Origin of the sequence: Acinetobacter sp. YH12201 (assembly GCF_013418145.1) — a bacterium.
GTDB lineage: Bacteria > Pseudomonadota > Gammaproteobacteria > Pseudomonadales > Moraxellaceae > Acinetobacter.
The window spans coordinates 42340-58881 of sequence record NZ_VPCP01000009.1 but is presented as its reverse complement, the minus strand read 5'-3'; the positions used below and the strand labels follow the sequence as shown (position 1 = coordinate 58881).

Below are 16542 nucleotides of genomic sequence, written 5' to 3'. Positions count from 1 at the left end.
TGCGTGATTTGTTGAATCGTCAAGGGCATCATATAGGACGACGTCATACACGTACTTTAATGAAGAAAATGGGTATTCAGGCGTTATATTGCAAACCAAATTTAAGCCAGGCTAATCAAGCTCACCGTAAATATCCATATCTGCTCAAAGGGTTGGCAATTCAGCGCAGTAATCAAGTGTGGTCTACTGATATAACGTATATCCCTATGGCAAAAGGCTTTGTTTATTTATGTGCTGTGATTGATTGGCATAGCCGCAAGGTACTTGCGCATAGGGTATCGATTAGTATGGAGGTGGATTTTTGTATTTCGGCTTTAAATGAAGCGATTGAAAAATATGGATCACCTGAAATATTGAATACAGACCAAGGCAGTCAGTTCACCAGTGATGCATTTATTGATGTATTGAAATCAAATGGCATTCAAATCAGTATGGATGGTAAAGGTCGATGGGTAGATAATGTGATGGTTGAACGATTATGGCGGAGCGTTAAATATGAAGAGGTGTATCTCAAAGCTTATAGCAGTGTCACAGATGCGAAAAAGCAATTGAGTGCATATTTTGAGTTTTATAATCTGAAACGACCTCATTCGAGTCTAGACAAAATGACACCAAATGAGTTTTACTATGATCAGCTACCCCAACAAAACAAGGTGGCTTAACTAGAGCGGAATATTACTTATAAATACGCTTTTAGTTGTTCAAACAAGTGGGACCACCTCTGTGCGAGAGCTCACAGGGATTAATGTTAAGCAGTTAAGTTTTTCTGCGTCGCAGATTCGGCCTTGACATTAAAAAAAAGCGAGCAGATGAGTTTATGTTTGATGAAAATTTTGACCCCTCAACCTTAGATGGGTTTGGGTTGAAGTGAACCTATCATCGCGACAGGTTCTAAGAATCCAGAAAATACTGATTCAGATCCAAGCCAGCAGCTTCATTTTTAATGGCGAGTAAGGGATTCAGGAAAAATATTGTTCTTTGCTTCGAGGTCACTGAGTTCGGAAAAGGCTTGAATACCGCCTGCGGCTTTAATTCCATCTAAAGCGACAGATAGAGCTTCCTGATCTGACGGGAATGTTTCATCCCATACCGTAGAAGTATCATTTTGGTTTACCACTTCCAGTGTCCAGTCACTATCAGGTAATCGATAAATTAGAATTTCAATTCGCTCATTATCCTCTTGTAAAATTTGAGACAAGGGAGAATCGATTAAATCATTTTCATCATAATCCAGAGTACTGTCATTATCAGACATCAGCGGCAGCCTTTATTGTATTTAACATCCGTCCATAGTAATGAATGAATTAAATTTTGCCTAGCGGAATGAATGTTATGGGTACAAAGGACGGCTAATTCTAAAAAATAATAGCCCCGACAATAAAACAAAATAATCCAAAAATTACCCATAGCCAGACATTCGATTTGGGTTGCTCGGTATGTGATGTATAGAATGGTTGTTGTTCCTGAGCAGAATTTTCTTGGTTGCCAGCTCTGTTCTTATAGGGTTGGTGTTTGGAATAGGATAGGCCTGTTCCTGGAATGCCAATGCTGGTTCGGGTGCCTTTTTTGCCAATATTTACCGATGCACCCGGCTTGCCAATACTGGCACTACTGATGCCTTTATGGGTTAGATTGATTTTTAAACCCGGTAAGATTTTAATGCTCTTGCGAAATCTGAAGCCCATATTTTTTCCATTTACAAGAACCAGTTTGGTTTGTATCTCAGTTGTCCGGATACAGTGAAACAAGAGTTTGATTCATTCATAGGACTGATCATTTGACTTATCTAGTGAAATATCAGTATGTTCTTTAACATAAGATATTGGCTTTTAGACAATGAATCAAACATCAAATTATTACAATCAACATGCTCAAGCATTTTTTGAAAATACGTATCAGGTCGAAATGGAAAGTCTCTACACACCATTTTTAAGGTATTTACCTGAACAAGCTTCGATTCTGGATTTGGGCTGTGGTTCGGGTCGGGACACTTTGGCGTTTAAGAAAAAAGGCTATCAAGTTGAGGCAATGGATTATTCTGCCGAGCTGGTTAAAAAGGCCAGGGAGCTAACCGGCATCGAAGTACGTCAGCAAAGTTTCTATGAATTAAATGAGAGTGAGAAGTACGATGGTATTTGGGCTTGTGCTTCTCTTTTACACTGTGACAGAGATCGTTTGCCTGAAGTGATGGGGCGCATATTCAAAGCACTAAAGCCAAATGGCGTGTGTTACATGTCTTTTAAATATGGCAATACAGACCGTGAGAAAGAGGGACGTAGCTTTACTGACTTGAATGAACAGCAAGCTCATAACTTACTTAAACAGATCGATCAGGCTTTACTGTTGCAGCAATGGATTACGGTAGATAAACGTCCAGAGCGTACAGAAGAATGGTTGAATATTCTGATTAGAAAAATGTAGGCTTAAATATGTTGTACAGTATAGCCGAAATACCAACACCCCAAGAACAGCTGAAATTCTTAAAACATATTCAGCAAATTTTACAATCAGGGACGTTTACTTCGACCTATAAATTTGCCTTACTGATGAGTATCACACGTCTGGCGATCGAACAGGGGCAAGATACTGGTGCTACATTGCATTTGGACTATCAGGATATTGCGGAAAAGTTTATTGAGCTGTACTGGAAACAGTCACTGCCATTTCAGTTTAATCATTATGAGCCTTTTATCATTCATCAAAGCACTGGTAAGCAGGCCAAAATCATCAGTGAAATTAAAAAGGCACAGCAACAACTCAAAACACTGGCCGCCTTAAGAAAAGACCAGTTTCACTGGAATCAGCTCAAGAAAGTGGTTGCAGCGACCGTCAAGCAAATGCCAGTAGTGTATTTGCAGAATCTGAATGGCCAAACCATAGAGTTTCTCTATAGTCTTGAAGATTCCAAACAGTCCCTCAAGCTTTTACCTAAAGTGATGTATTGCTTGAGACAATTTAGTGAAATTATTGAAGAGCTGTGTCAAAAGCGCTGGATTGATTTTGTTCGGCTGAACAAGCAGAACCTGATAGTACTGGATGGATTACCTGACCTGGATGAATTCATGTTTGCCCCAAGTCGCAATCAACTGGGGCAGGTCGCGGACTTCTTAATTGATTTACAGCAATGCCAGTGTTTTTACTGTGGCAAAAGCCTAAAAAATTCCAAATATGCTGTAGATCATTTTATTCCATGGTCTTTATATCCTGCCGATACCGGACATAACTTTGTTCTGTCAGATGACAAATGTAATTCACAGAAAAGTAATTATTTAGCATCCGAGCAATTCTTGGAGCAATGGAGAGAACGTAATCATCTGCATAATCATGCGATTACTCAGGAAATTTCGCAATTTGGTTTTTTGACTGATCTCCAACGCTCACATCGAGTTGCTGATTGGGCTTATAAACAGGCGATAGAGAATGAGTATTTAGTCTGGTTAGGGGGGAAAGAGAAGAAGATATTAGCCCCAGTGTATTAAAGTATTAAGTTTTAAAAATATTTTTAACTGTAGGAATCACACAAATTCTTTAAAAAAGACTGCGTCAATATGTGACGTTAATTTCCTGAAATTTGTTTAAATAATTATTGGAAAAGGATATTTTAAGGACAACTCTTCTTCATAATTGATGATAAGAATGGAACAGCTTAATCCATCAGATCTAAAAGCAATATTACATTCGAAACGTGCCAATTTGTACTATCTTGAACATTGCCGTGTGATGCAGAAAGATGGTCGAGTTCTTTATCTGACCGAGGCTAAAAACGAAAATCAATATTGGAATATTCCTATTGCCAATACCACAGTGATTCTATTGGGTACAGGCACATCAATTACTCAAGCAGCAATGCGCATGCTCGCAAGTGCAGGTGTTCTGGTTGGTTTTGCAGGTGGAGGTGGCACGCCTTTGTTTATGGGCTGTGAAATTGAATGGATGACACCACAAAGTGAATACCGTCCAACTGAGTATATGCAAGGTTGGATGCAATTTTGGTTTGATGAAGCCAAACGCTTAGATGTTGCTAAACATTTTCAATTGGCACGAGTTGAATATATTCAGAAGATTTGGTCGAAAGACCGAGATTTAAAAGAATATACCTTTCATGTGGATGATTTAGATATTCAACAGGCTTTAACGGGTTATGCAGCAAGAATTTCACAACAAACTAAAGTCGGAGACTTACTACTTGCAGAAGCTGCAACCACAAAACAACTTTATAAAATTGCAGCGACTCGTACAGGTTTAAAGGATTTTAGTCGCAATCCTGAACAAGGTGATTTAGCCAATGATTTTTTAAATCATGGCAATTATCTGGCTTATGGTTTAGCAGCGACAACACTTTGGGTACTTGGAATTCCACACGGTTTTGCAGTCATGCATGGCAAGACGCGTCGAGGGGCTTTAGTGTTTGATGTGGCGGATTTAATTAAGGATGCTGTGGTTTTGCCTTATGCCTTTATTTGCGCCAAAGAAAAAATGACTGAACAAGAATTTAGACAGCAGATTTTGCAGAAATTTACCGAGCATAAATGTCTGGACTTTATGTTTGATCAAGTCAAAGCACAAGCTTGTAAAAATCATGATGTAGATGGAGAAGCATCATGATTGTGACGTTTATTAGCCAATGTGAAAAGAAAGCCATTCCACGAACGCGTCGGGTATTAGATGCCTTTGCAGACCGAATTGGTGATAACACCTGGCAGACAGTGATTACTGAGGAAGGTTTAATTGCAGTTAAAAAATTGCTGCGTAAAACCGTGACCAAAAGTACAGCGGTAAGTTGTCACTGGATTCGAGGCAGACGTCGAAGTGAGTTGCTGTGGGTTGTAGGGAATCGGAATAAGTTTAATAACATTGGGGTCGTGCCAGTCAATAGCACACAAAAAGATGTATTTATGGATGTTATAACAATGAAAGCAAAACAAGATGAATTTTATGCGAATACGCATTTACAACCACTCGCAGAACATAGTTTTGCAATTGGTTATTTGGCACAGAAATTATTTAAAACAGTAGTGGATAACGATGAATATGACAACTTATCTAAAGTTGCATTTTTAGCGGGTTGTTTGCATGATTTAGGTAAATTAGATCCTCTATTTCAAGAATGGGTTAAAAAAGGAAAACAGAAAGATCCTGAAGATGATGGTCAGCATATCGATGTTAAATTTACCTTTGATAAACACCCTCGTCATAATGAGGTGTCATTATTGCTATTTAATTTTTTTGAACAGCAATGTAAAGGATTGAATAATCGTCAAAAAGAAAGTTTACAGCATATTTTGTATTGGCATCATGCGAAGCCATATCGTCAAAATGATGATTTTACAGGGGTGTATAAAGCCTACGAATATTTAATCAAAAACATTCAAGCAGATCAGTTTGAAATCTTGATTCAACGGACATCTGACTTAGTTAAAAGAATTAACAACCTATCAAAAAATTATTATGCCAATGAAAGTATCGAAAAGCATATCGATTGGAATATCGATCAAGCACAAGAGCTAAAAGATAATTTTGAATATCAATTCAAAAGTAAATATTTTCCAGAATTTAAACATTATACCAATACAGATTCTATAGACATATTACGTGATAAGGTGCGTATTAACTCAGAACATAATTTATTACGTGCCTGTGTGATTAGTGCAGACCGTTTGATTTCAAAACTGTCTGCGCAAGATTTAATGGAATACATTGCTGAGCACCGCTTAGATGAGTTATTGGATTCACAAGAAACGCTTTCTAATCTATCTGAACATTTAAACAATGTTTCGACAAAATTTCCAAACAGTGAACGCACTCAGAAACAAAACGAAATCGCTCAACAACTTGCTGATTTAAGAGATATTGCTGTGCTTGCAGGTCCAGCAGGCTGTGGTAAAACTAAAATTGCATTAGAGTGGGCAAAACTAAAAAATGCAAAAAAAATATTTTGGATTTGCCCACGTGTACAAGTTTGTCAGGGGATTTTTCAAGAACTCACAGAAAGCTATTTACCAGATGCAAAAGTGGAGATCTTCACGGGAGAATTTAAGTTTACTAATGCTTGGGACAAAGTCACCCCTGAACATGAATATCTATCGGGTGATGTGGTGGTTACAACGATTGATCAAATATTAGGATCAATTGTGACACATAGTAAAGTGGATAGTTTAATTCCATTTATAGATGTACATGTGGTCTTTGATGAATACCATGAATATATTGGGATGGAGATTTTCAACATATTGTTTGCTGAGTTGATTGCCAATAAAAATATGCGTAAGAAATACGAAAAAAATACTTTATTGGTTTCAGCAACACCACACTATTCTTATTTAAAACAAGTCTTAGGTTTGCATCAAGATGACGTTATCGCAATGCCATCATTTAATGATCGTGACTATAAGATTGAATTTATAGATTATGACGAATCTGTCATTGCGGGAAATCCATTTTATCAAGTCTATGATGGACAAACCTTTATCATTTCAAATACGGCTTTAACAGCACAATTGGGCTTTATTTATCAGAAGAATCAAGAGCAAAGTGTACTTTTCCATTCAAAGTTTAAACGCAGTGATAAAAAATATTGGTTTAATGAAGTGTATGAGGCATTTAAAAAAGAGGGTACACATAAATTTGATGTATTACGTAGTGGTCCAATTGTACAAGCATCATTAAATATAACAGCCAAAAATATGCTGACAGAAATGACCTCACCTGAAAATATGCTTCAACGTTTAGGACGCTTAGATCGTTTTGGCGAAAGTGAAAGTCTTAATGTTTTAAAAGTTGCGATTACTGAAAATGTAAAAAATGGCAGTTGTAAAGGTTCTTCAGCATTTTTCTTAAATCAATTAAATTGTTTGCAAACTACAAAGGCTTGGTACGATTTTTTACAAGATCAGCTTGCAGCGCACAGCTTTAAGTTATCCAAGCTTTATCAGCTCTATAAAGCGTTCCATGCGCAACAAGATCAGGAAAATTCTGCTGTTTTTCAAGATATGCAAAAAGCCTTAAAGAAAAGTATTGATCGAATGAATAATAAGGTGACTGAACCAACCAAAGTAGCAAAACCTAAAACGGCAGAACGTAAATCTAAGATTAGTAAAAACTCATTACGTGGAGATAGCCGTTTTGTGCAGTTGGCTAAGTTGAACTTAAATGATTATGCAAAACCTGTATTTGAAAATGAATATGCGTATCAACCACCTTTAGATGATATAACTGAATATGACAATTTGACTGAGTCTTTAAATATTATCCAAGAACTTGGTTTGATTAATTTTATTGCCCAAAAACATGGCAATATCGATCCGTCACATCCAGTGAAAGGCATTCCTGAGAAAAAACAAAAATCACGGTGTATGGTCTTAGAAAATTATGCAAGAGATGCTGATTTTCCTTTGTATCTGAGTTACATCGAAGATGACTTAAATAAAGTGGGTGGCACAGGGGTTCGACATCCTGAAGCAATTTATTATGCGGTATGCGATCAGCAACCGATAGGTTCAATTACCTTAGACAAACTTAATCTTTTAACAACAACGCCAGAGGGTAAATAACATGGCTAAAGTAACAGGCGTAAAAAGCGTAGATTTTAAAATTACAGCGTATGGTTATGGGGTGGTGAATTGGAATGGTCCAACATCATTAATGGGTGAAGGTGGGACAACGGTAGATAATCACACTTTACCTAAATTACGTGGTTATTCTAATTTGTCAGGAAAAATTAAAGAAGAAACAGGCTATAAATATCGCAAAGAAGCATCTGATATCGATTTTAGCAAAACGCCTTTATATATCAGTCAAAATTGTATTCGTCACCATCTATTCCGTGATCAATCTTATGATTTACATTATGCCAAAGATAAAAATTTAATTGATGTTTTAGCATCAATTACAGGATTAATCCGCGGTTATGTTGTGCCGTCAAGTCAGTGTAAACGTACAAGTCCTTTATTACTTACAGATTTTATTGATCAGTTAGGTAACGGTAATTTTGAGCAAATGGGGCGTTCAGGTTCAAAAGAAAAAGGAGTTGATGATAAAGGTAAAGAAGTAGCAAGTAATTCTTTCTATTCAAAAACAACATTTGGTGATACTGAATATATCGCTTATGGCTCAATTAGTATTGAGCAGTTACAGTTTATTTCACTCGATAAAAAGTTTGATCGTGCTTCGATGATTATTAAAGAAGGTGAAGGTGAAAAAATCGCTGAGCGTGTACAGCAATTTATTAAGAGTCTTGATCCGTCGAAAGAGCCAAAAGCAATTTTCCATAAAAATTATGTGCGTAAGGGCACGATTTTTAATGAAGGTGAAGTAGGTATTTTACTCGACAATACTGCGATTGATATTTTAGTCAGAGAAACGCTTTCAATGCTTGAAGAGCTCGTGATTAAGCAAGCGAAAGGTTATATGTGTGTAGATACGGTCGAAGTGGATTATAACGACAGTCATAAAATGATGCGTATTAAACGCAATCCAGACCAAGCCAATCCTGAACCACAACAAGATTATGCGGTTTATTTTGAAGCGCAATAATGAGGTGATTTATGCAAATCATTATTGAATATGAATCCTCATGGCGGAACTCATTTTTAGATGGTGAAGATAACACCACAAAACGAAATTTTATTGGGTCTATGACTGCTTTAGGCGATAGAAAAGTAGATAACTATAAAGCTCGAACTATTACAAAAAACACTGTAATGGGGGTGCTTAATAGATTGATTGGTGAACAAAGAAAACTCTACGATGTCAGAAGTTCTTCAGACTACTATTTTAAGGATATTGAAGCAGTTTTGACGGAAGAAGACATTGTCGATAGACCTGTAATCAGTCAAGAGACTGTTTATCTTAGAAATATATCAGGTAGTACAGATCAAAATTCTTTTACAGGGATGATTAAGCTTAGTGATCCTTGGCTTAGTGTAAGTTATGCGAAGGAATTTTGGGACGTGCTATGGATGAGTTTAGAAGAGTTATTTGATTTTATTAAATACAATAACACTTTATCTGCAAAAGATTTTTTTCTCGATCCACTCAATATTCTGGATAGACTAGAAGAAGTCAAAAAGATCAAAGTCCCTTTAACAGATGAAATTAGTCAGATAGCAGAAATTTTATCGAGCCGTTATCCAAACTTTGCCCTAAAAGAGTCAGCCAATAAAGTTAGTGTTCTGCCACTTTATTGTTCTGCTTTATATTTAAAGTTAGATAGATTGTCAGAGCAGTACGATACGACACCTATTCGAGCCTCTAGAGGAGGATTAACAGGCGTTTCACATAACGGGTTCACACCAAAAAACTTGATGGAACGTTTTACGACAGGCCAACAAAAGATTGTTTGGGGAAATCCTTATATTAGCTCTAAGTTTTTAAAAGGTGAGGGCGAGATTAGACAATTGCTAAATAAGGCGAGTGGAAAGCTCATCATCAATTTGAATATTTCTAAAGAACAAGCAAGAGATTTAGAAGAGAAAATTGAAAATGCGGGAGTTTCATCTTTTTATCTAGGTAAAAAAGGCTTGGCTTATGTCACGGATATTAGACCTTAAGGAAGAGATATGAACTATTACATTGAAGTAACATTAATGGAAAATGATCAATTTTCTCTTTATGAATTATGGTCACAACTTTATCCTCAATTGCATCTTGCATTGGTTGAAGCCAAAAATGCTGACAATAAAGTGAATATTGGATTTTCGTTCCCTCAATACCACTTTCATCAAGATAAAGGTGTTGGATTTATAGGTACAAAATTACGTTTATTTGCTGAGTCTGAAGCTGATTTGAAGAAACTGGACATTCGACGTTGGCTTGAGCGTTTAGAAGATTATGTACATGTCACTTCTATTCGTGAAGTACCTAATGATATTAAGAACTATGCCATTTATAAGCGTAAGCAAGTGAAAACCAATGCACAACGTTTGGCGCGTCACCGTGTAAAACGTGGGGATATTGGCTTTGATGAGGCATTAGCCAGATATAGCAATGTAGTTACGACAACCAACTTGCCTTATATCGAAATGAAAAGTCTTAGTACTTCAGATCAGCAAAGTGAAAAGCGATTTAAATTGTTTATCGAAAAGCAATCTGCTGAAAAATCTGAAACTCAGGTTTTTAGCACTTATGGATTAAGTTCGGTGTCATCTGTACCAGAATTTTAACCCAATATTTTTTGATTCTTTAACAGCTTAATAAAATCAATAAGTTATAATAGTAAGTGAATACTTGGGTCTTTTATAAGATTTTAGGCATAACTTACTGTTATAGCTTTATTTTTTGCGTTAAAATTATTGTTCACTGCCGCATAGGCAGCTTAGAAGTCAAAAGTTTTAAATCCCTTCTCCCGAACAATGTTCACTGCCGCATAGGCAGCTTAGAAGCTGTACCAGTAGTAAGCCTGTAATTATGTATGGTTCACTGCCGCATAGGCAGCTTAGAAGTAAAAGAGGAATTTTAGGGCATTATTGTATTTGTTCACTGCCGCATAGGCAGCTTAGAAGATTAAAAACACTTTCGGCAGAACAAACTAACCGTTCACTGCCGCATAGGCAGCTTAGAAGGGTTCGGTGAATACCACGATCAAAGTTACGCTGTTCACTGCCGCATAGGCAGCTTAGAAGGCAAACCGGCTGATCGAATCGGTTTATCGAATGTTCACTGCCGCATAGGCAGCTTAGAAGTAACCAGCCTTTTAGTCGTTCTGGTAGGTCCTGTTCACTGCCGCATAGGCAGCTTAGAAGTTCTTCATCAAAGACTTGAATAAGGTTATCTTGTTCACTGCCGCATAGGCAGCTTAGAAGTGTTTCCCACCAATTTGTAAGAGTTTGAGGAAGTTCACTGCCGCATAGGCAGCTTAGAAGTTCCGATAGGTCAAAACTAGACTCAATTTGAGGTTCACTGCCGCATAGGCAGCTTAGAAGATAACGAGAACTTAATTGATTCCACTTGCTTTGTTCACTGCCGCATAGGCAGCTTAGAAGATATAAATCTTTTAAAGTTTCAGGAACTACTTGTTCACTGCCGCATAGGCAGCTTAGAAGAAGCTATGACGAGTTTCGTTTACCAGCTGGCGGTTCACTGCCGCATAGGCAGCTTAGAAGCATGATCAAGTTGATTGAAGCTATGAATGATCGTTCACTGCCGCATAGGCAGCTTAGAAGTTTACACCATCATTCTTTCAAAGAAAGCATGTGTTCACTGCCGCATAGGCAGCTTAGAAGATACTTTTCTCCAGATAATAAAAAACCCTGCAGTTCACTGCCGCATAGGCAGCTTAGAAGGTCTTGATTGTGATTTTTTTCTGAAAATATCGGTTCACTGCCGCATAGGCAGCTTAGAAGTTTACTGCAACTTTCGGTTGCAGTAGTTCAGAGTTCACTGCCGCATAGGCAGCTTAGAAGAAATTACAGGCTGAACTGCTGCACCTGGTGCGGTTCACTGCCGCATAGGCAGCTTAGAAGTTCAAACGTGACAGAATCAGACACTGATTTTGGTTCACTGCCGCATAGGCAGCTTAGAAGTCTGATGCAGTCTTGATGTTGTGGTGTGTTTCGTTCACTGCCGCATAGGCAGCTTAGAAGAAAGAAACTTATGACCGCGATGTGAAAGCTTAGTTCACTGCCGCATAGGCAGCTTAGAAGTTCACCTGGTACCAACTCGAAAACGTCCAACTGTTCACTGCCGCATAGGCAGCTTAGAAGTAAAATCATTTTGGCTTATGCGCTGGGTGCTGGTTCACTGCCGCATAGGCAGCTTAGAAGATGCAGTTCAACATACGTTCACGCACACCGGAGTTCACTGCCGCATAGGCAGCTTAGAAGCAAAGTAAACTCGATATTCGATTTCACCTACAGTTCACTGCCGCATAGGCAGCTTAGAAGTCAACCAAATACTGCTCAGGTTGCGAACAGCAGTTCACTGCCGCATAGGCAGCTTAGAAGGTTGTCATGTGGAAGTCCATAGTTCCTGAATTGTTCACTGCCGCATAGGCAGCTTAGAAGTGTTCTTCCTGGTCTTTCTTATAGGCAAATGGGTTCACTGCCGCATAGGCAGCTTAGAAGAAGCAAATTAGGATCTGTCACGGCGGCATGGTGTTCACTGCCGCATAGGCAGCTTAGAAGATATCTTAATCCTGTGCAAACACGGTCTGCCTGTTCACTGCCGCATAGGCAGCTTAGAAGGTGTTGCTCGTGGGGCATTGGGGCTATTGGGTGTTCACTGCCGCATAGGCAGCTTAGAAGGATTGTGGTTCTTTTTTTTGTAATTGGACGAAGTTCACTGCCGCATAGGCAGCTTAGAAGTTCGTTTGCAAAATATTGCACTGGTAACAAGGGTTCACTGCCGCATAGGCAGCTTAGAAGTGAGCATCTCACTGAGGAAAATCTATCAAAGAGTTCACTGCCGCATAGGCAGCTTAGAAGAATGCCGTGCGTGATGCTTGAGGCTGCCAGCCGTTCACTGCCGCATAGGCAGCTTAGAAGAAAGAGAGAAATCACAGAGAACTGCAAATTTTGTTCACTGCCGCATAGGCAGCTTAGAAGTACCGATGAGCAGAAAGCACAAACCCAAGAATGTTCACTGCCGCATAGGCAGCTTAGAAGTCTATCAGATGCCCTGAAAAATATTCAGCAATGTTCACTGCCGCATAGGCAGCTTAGAAGTAAAGAAGATAATGAAAATAGGTTGAAAATAAGTTCACTGCCGCATAGGCAGCTTAGAAGACTCACCACCATTCGCCACATGACAGCGCTTAGTTCACTGCCGCATAGGCAGCTTAGAAGGTTTTCATCGCTACCAATCACAAAGCCGCGTTGTTCACTGCCGCATAGGCAGCTTAGAAGATCATTGCGTTTAATTGAGGGCGATCAGACTTGTTCACTGCCGCATAGGCAGCTTAGAAGTGATACAGCAATAGAAATCAGTGCAAAGGACTGTTCACTGCCGCATAGGCAGCTTAGAAGATAAGGAACGTGTGAATAAACCTTATTATTTTGTTCACTGCCGCATAGGCAGCTTAGAAGTGCTTCATCTAAAGCAAGTTCTAATCGCACGGGTTCACTGCCGCATAGGCAGCTTAGAAGAGTTCTGGTTTATAGCCATTTTGAAGGGAAAAGTTCACTGCCGCATAGGCAGCTTAGAAGGTCCAGATTTCTTTTTACCCTCTTGAATTACCGTTCACTGCCGCATAGGCAGCTTAGAAGCATTAAAGCTTGCTGTGCTGCGAGCTTTAGGTTGTTCACTGCCGCATAGGCAGCTTAGAAGGATTTCTAAAATCACTGGCAATTCAGCGAAGGGTTCACTGCCGCATAGGCAGCTTAGAAGTCAAGGAATGTGACTGGTTGCATAATGAATACGTTCACTGCCGCATAGGCAGCTTAGAAGTGACACCGCAATACTTTCAGCGTGAATATGGATGTTCACTGCCGCATAGGCAGCTTAGAAGTTCAGACTTCCAACCGGATTCCCCACGTAACGGTTCACTGCCGCATAGGCAGCTTAGAAGGAATACGAATTACCGTAACGCGTCCCGGTATGGTTCACTGCCGCATAGGCAGCTTAGAAGTTATAGCATTCAAGTCGGTTAGGCACATCGTCGTTCACTGCCGCATAGGCAGCTTAGAAGAGTTAAATGAGCAAGTGAAAGAACATCGGCACGTTCACTGCCGCATAGGCAGCTTAGAAGAAGTGTTCTAAGCACTGCTCTGTGGAGAAAGCGTTCACTGCCGCATAGGCAGCTTAGAAGAGGCTCAAGCTATTTCCGACCTGCAAGAATTTGTTCACTGCCGCATAGGCAGCTTAGAAGACTGTAGATGATTTATATTCTCGTATCTCAGCGTTCACTGCCGCATAGGCAGCTTAGAAGAGACGGTGTTCTCATCACTTATGATGGGGTGAGTTCACTGCCGCATAGGCAGCTTAGAAGGCTTTAACGTCGGAAATGGCCTCAAATACGGCGTTCACTGCCGCATAGGCAGCTTAGAAGTATTTTAAGGAGGCTGAACAAAAAGGCCGCTTGTTCACTGCCGCATAGGCAGCTTAGAAGAGTAGCTTCGGGGTTTACTATGATTGCATCAAGTTCACTGCCGCATAGGCAGCTTAGAAGTTTAGATAGCTGACAAATCTTAATCTATTTTCGTTCACTGCCGCATAGGCAGCTTAGAAGTTATACATTCACCGCACCACCTGGTGCAAAGTGTTCACTGCCGCATAGGCAGCTTAGAAGATATACAAGTCATATTCAGTCTGAGAAAGTGGGTTCACTGCCGCATAGGCAGCTTAGAAGTTTAGTTATTGGTGAATTTACCATTCGTCAGGAGTTCACTGCCGCATAGGCAGCTTAGAAGTCTTACAGGGTTTTGCAACGCATCATATACACGTTCACTGCCGCATAGGCAGCTTAGAAGTCCATGCTGAAAAACTTGCGCGCAGGTAAATAGTTCACTGCCGCATAGGCAGCTTAGAAGTATCTTGCCCGACTACCGAAGTGGACAGTCAGGTTCACTGCCGCATAGGCAGCTTAGAAGATATTGATGCGATTCGATACGCATTGCAGCCAGTTCACTGCCGCATAGGCAGCTTAGAAGTTTGAAGGTTGCTGACTCTTTGACACCGAAGCGTTCACTGCCGCATAGGCAGCTTAGAAGTTGTTTTTTAAATGTTGGTTGAGCAGATCCCGGTTCACTGCCGCATAGGCAGCTTAGAAGTTGAGTTCTGCAATTTTCTTGTTGAACTCATCGTTCACTGCCGCATAGGCAGCTTAGAAGGCCAACTGAACCTGTATCTGCTGCAACAACTGGTTCACTGCCGCATAGGCAGCTTAGAAGGTTCTTTAATTAGATCGGGGTTTTTTATTGCCGTTCACTGCCGCATAGGCAGCTTAGAAGGAAACTCACATCTGGTGAATGTAAGCTGGGTAGTTCACTGCCGCATAGGCAGCTTAGAAGAATGGAATAGCTTGCGCTTGTTGGCTGTCCATGTTCACTGCCGCATAGGCAGCTTAGAAGAAACCATCCGGGCTTGCACCACTCATTTTTATGTTCACTGCCGCATAGGCAGCTTAGAAGTGCACGCTGCTTTGAACAGTGTTCAAGTAGTGGTTCACTGCCGCATAGGCAGCTTAGAAGAAGCAATTGTTGAACGGAATAAATATCCACGTGTTCACTGCCGCATAGGCAGCTTAGAAGAGTAAATCATTTGCCCGGGAAGATTTGAAGATGTTCACTGCCGCATAGGCAGCTTAGAAGTGAGACGGTAAAACAAGGTCACCGGTGCGCAGGTTCACTGCCGCATAGGCAGCTTAGAAGAAATCTTGCTCATTGAATAAAGCTTTACCTTCGTTCACTGCCGCATAGGCAGCTTAGAAGTTCAAGAATTGGACCCCGCGGAGGGATGCATTGTTCACTGCCGCATAGGCAGCTTAGAAGATTAAAATACTCAAAAACTAAATTGCTCGCTCTGTTCACTGCCGCATAGGCAGCTTAGAAGAATCTCCAATTATAAAGAATACATGACCTTATGTTCACTGCCGCATAGGCAGCTTAGAAGAAGCAATGAATAACGATGAAGAATGGGCTTTCTGTTCACTGCCGCATAGGCAGCTTAGAAGATAATATTTAGTCCTGTATCCTTCAATTGCTTGTTCACTGCCGCATAGGCAGCTTAGAAGACAACAATACCACTTACACCATACTGATTCATGTTCACTGCCGCATAGGCAGCTTAGAAGGTTCAGTGGAACGCATTGCCAGTGAGCATGATGTTCACTGCCGCATAGGCAGCTTAGAAGATTATTTAAAGGGTGTACTCGCCCAAGCATGAGTTCACTGCCGCATAGGCAGCTTAGAAGAAGCAATTTTTTCCCGAAATCATCTGAATCATGTTCACTGCCGCATAGGCAGCTTAGAAGGAGATCGTTAATTTCTTGCTGGCTTTTACCACGTTCACTGCCGCATAGGCAGCTTAGAAGTTTAAAATCTTTGCTTTTGGGTCAAAAAGAGGGTTCACTGCCGCATAGGCAGCTTAGAAGTTAAGCAGCGCAGCAGGTTCAAATATTGACATGTTCACTGCCGCATAGGCAGCTTAGAAGCATTTAGCGTTATGTGCTTTGCGTAAATGAGTGTTCACTGCCGCATAGGCAGCTTAGAAGGGTCTGGGTGATTCGTACCGTCAAACAGTCAGAGTTCACTGCCGCATAGGCAGCTTAGAAGTTGATGACATTGGTCGCTCATATCTTGGCTTTGTTCACTGCCGCATAGGCAGCTTAGAAGTTGATATAAGGCGATTCAATAGAAATATTGAATGTTCACTGCCGCATAGGCAGCTTAGAAGTTTTTTAAACAAATCAAATGCGAGGGCAGTGTGTTCACTGCCGCATAGGCAGCTTAGAAGTTTGTAATCAATTTCTAACGCATGTGGTAGCTGTTCACTGCCGCATAGGCAGCTTAGAAGTAATGCTTTACCCAAACCATCAATTACAGATAGTTCACTGCCGCATAGGCAGCTTAGAAGACACTAAGTGAGCTAATCAGGCAGGAACAGGAGTTC

Annotated in this window: 9 protein-coding genes, 1 pseudogene and 1 CRISPR repeat array (1 of these 11 only partly in view); of the genes and pseudogenes, 8 read left to right on the top strand and 2 right to left on the bottom strand. The window is 40.2% G+C overall.

Annotated elements, in window-relative coordinates; all coding sequences use genetic code 11:
- Positions 1-662 (top strand): annotated as a pseudogene (locus FTU91_RS03605) (IS3-like element ISAba14 family transposase); the annotation flags it as partial.
- 278 nt (positions 663-940) lie between these two features.
- On the opposite strand, the gene FTU91_RS03600 reads toward FTU91_RS03605, so the two are convergent.
- Positions 941-1255, bottom strand: a complete 315-nt coding sequence (locus FTU91_RS03600; protein ID WP_180081000.1) for a hypothetical protein — start codon at positions 1253-1255, stop codon at positions 941-943.
- 100 nt (positions 1256-1355) lie between these two features.
- Positions 1356-1685: a DUF4236 domain-containing protein gene (locus FTU91_RS03595; RefSeq protein WP_180080999.1), complete on the bottom strand. Its 330-nt coding sequence runs from the start codon at positions 1683-1685 to the stop codon at positions 1356-1358.
- Positions 1686-1836: 151 nt separating this feature from the next.
- On the opposite strand from FTU91_RS03595, the gene FTU91_RS03590 reads away from it, so the two are divergent.
- From FTU91_RS03590 to cas6f, 7 genes are all read left to right on the top strand, one after another.
- Entirely contained in the window at positions 1837-2421 is a 585-nt protein-coding gene (locus tag FTU91_RS03590; protein ID WP_180080997.1) for a bifunctional 2-polyprenyl-6-hydroxyphenol methylase/3-demethylubiquinol 3-O-methyltransferase UbiG, read from the top strand.
- An 8-nt stretch (positions 2422-2429) separates the two neighbouring features.
- Positions 2430-3479 (top strand): HNH endonuclease, encoded by a 1050-nt coding sequence (locus FTU91_RS03585; RefSeq protein ID WP_180080995.1) that lies wholly within the window; start codon positions 2430-2432, stop codon positions 3477-3479.
- A 157-nt stretch (positions 3480-3636) separates the two neighbouring features.
- On the top strand, positions 3637-4605 hold the full coding sequence (gene cas1f / locus FTU91_RS03580) for a type I-F CRISPR-associated endonuclease Cas1f (RefSeq protein ID WP_180080993.1): 969 nt from the start codon (positions 3637-3639) through the stop codon (positions 4603-4605).
- Complete coding sequence (locus tag FTU91_RS03575) at positions 4602-7550, top strand: CRISPR-associated endonuclease Cas3'' (RefSeq protein WP_180080991.1); 2949 nt, start codon at positions 4602-4604, stop codon at positions 7548-7550. Before cas1f ends, FTU91_RS03575 begins: the two co-directional genes overlap by 4 nt.
- A 1-nt stretch (position 7551) precedes the next feature.
- A complete protein-coding gene (gene cas7fv / locus FTU91_RS03570) occupies positions 7552-8532 on the top strand; it encodes a type I-Fv CRISPR-associated protein Cas7fv (protein WP_180080989.1) in 981 nt (326 codons plus the stop codon).
- A gap of 11 nt (positions 8533-8543) precedes the next feature.
- The gene (gene cas5fv / locus FTU91_RS03565; RefSeq protein ID WP_180080987.1) at positions 8544-9548 is read left to right on the top strand and encodes a type I-Fv CRISPR-associated protein Cas5fv; all 1005 of its coding nucleotides are present in this window, start codon (positions 8544-8546) and stop codon (positions 9546-9548) included.
- 9 nt (positions 9549-9557) lie between these two features.
- Positions 9558-10160 carry a type I-F CRISPR-associated endoribonuclease Cas6/Csy4 gene (gene cas6f / locus FTU91_RS03560; protein ID WP_180080985.1) on the top strand — a complete coding sequence of 201 codons (603 nt, stop codon included), beginning with the start codon at positions 9558-9560 and terminating at the stop codon, positions 10158-10160.
- Positions 10161-10291: 131 nt separating this feature from the next.
- Positions 10292-16542: direct repeats of the CRISPR family, unit length 28 nt; unit sequence GTTCACTGCCGCATAGGCAGCTTAGAAG; it runs 2055 nt beyond the window's last position.

Coding starts and splice junctions, on each gene's coding strand:
- FTU91_RS03600 (WP_180081000.1), bottom strand. CDS start 1,255: ATGTCTGATAATGACAGTACTCTGGATTATGATGAAAATGATTTAATC.
- FTU91_RS03595 (WP_180080999.1), bottom strand. CDS start 1,685: ATGGGCTTCAGATTTCGCAAGAGCATTAAAATCTTACCGGGTTTAAAA.
- FTU91_RS03590 (WP_180080997.1), top strand. CDS start 1,837: ATGAATCAAACATCAAATTATTACAATCAACATGCTCAAGCATTTTTT.
- FTU91_RS03585 (WP_180080995.1), top strand. CDS start 2,430: ATGTTGTACAGTATAGCCGAAATACCAACACCCCAAGAACAGCTGAAA.
- cas1f (WP_180080993.1), top strand. CDS start 3,637: ATGGAACAGCTTAATCCATCAGATCTAAAAGCAATATTACATTCGAAA.
- FTU91_RS03575 (WP_180080991.1), top strand. CDS start 4,602: ATGATTGTGACGTTTATTAGCCAATGTGAAAAGAAAGCCATTCCACGA.
- cas7fv (WP_180080989.1), top strand. CDS start 7,552: ATGGCTAAAGTAACAGGCGTAAAAAGCGTAGATTTTAAAATTACAGCG.
- cas5fv (WP_180080987.1), top strand. CDS start 8,544: ATGCAAATCATTATTGAATATGAATCCTCATGGCGGAACTCATTTTTA.
- cas6f (WP_180080985.1), top strand. CDS start 9,558: ATGAACTATTACATTGAAGTAACATTAATGGAAAATGATCAATTTTCT.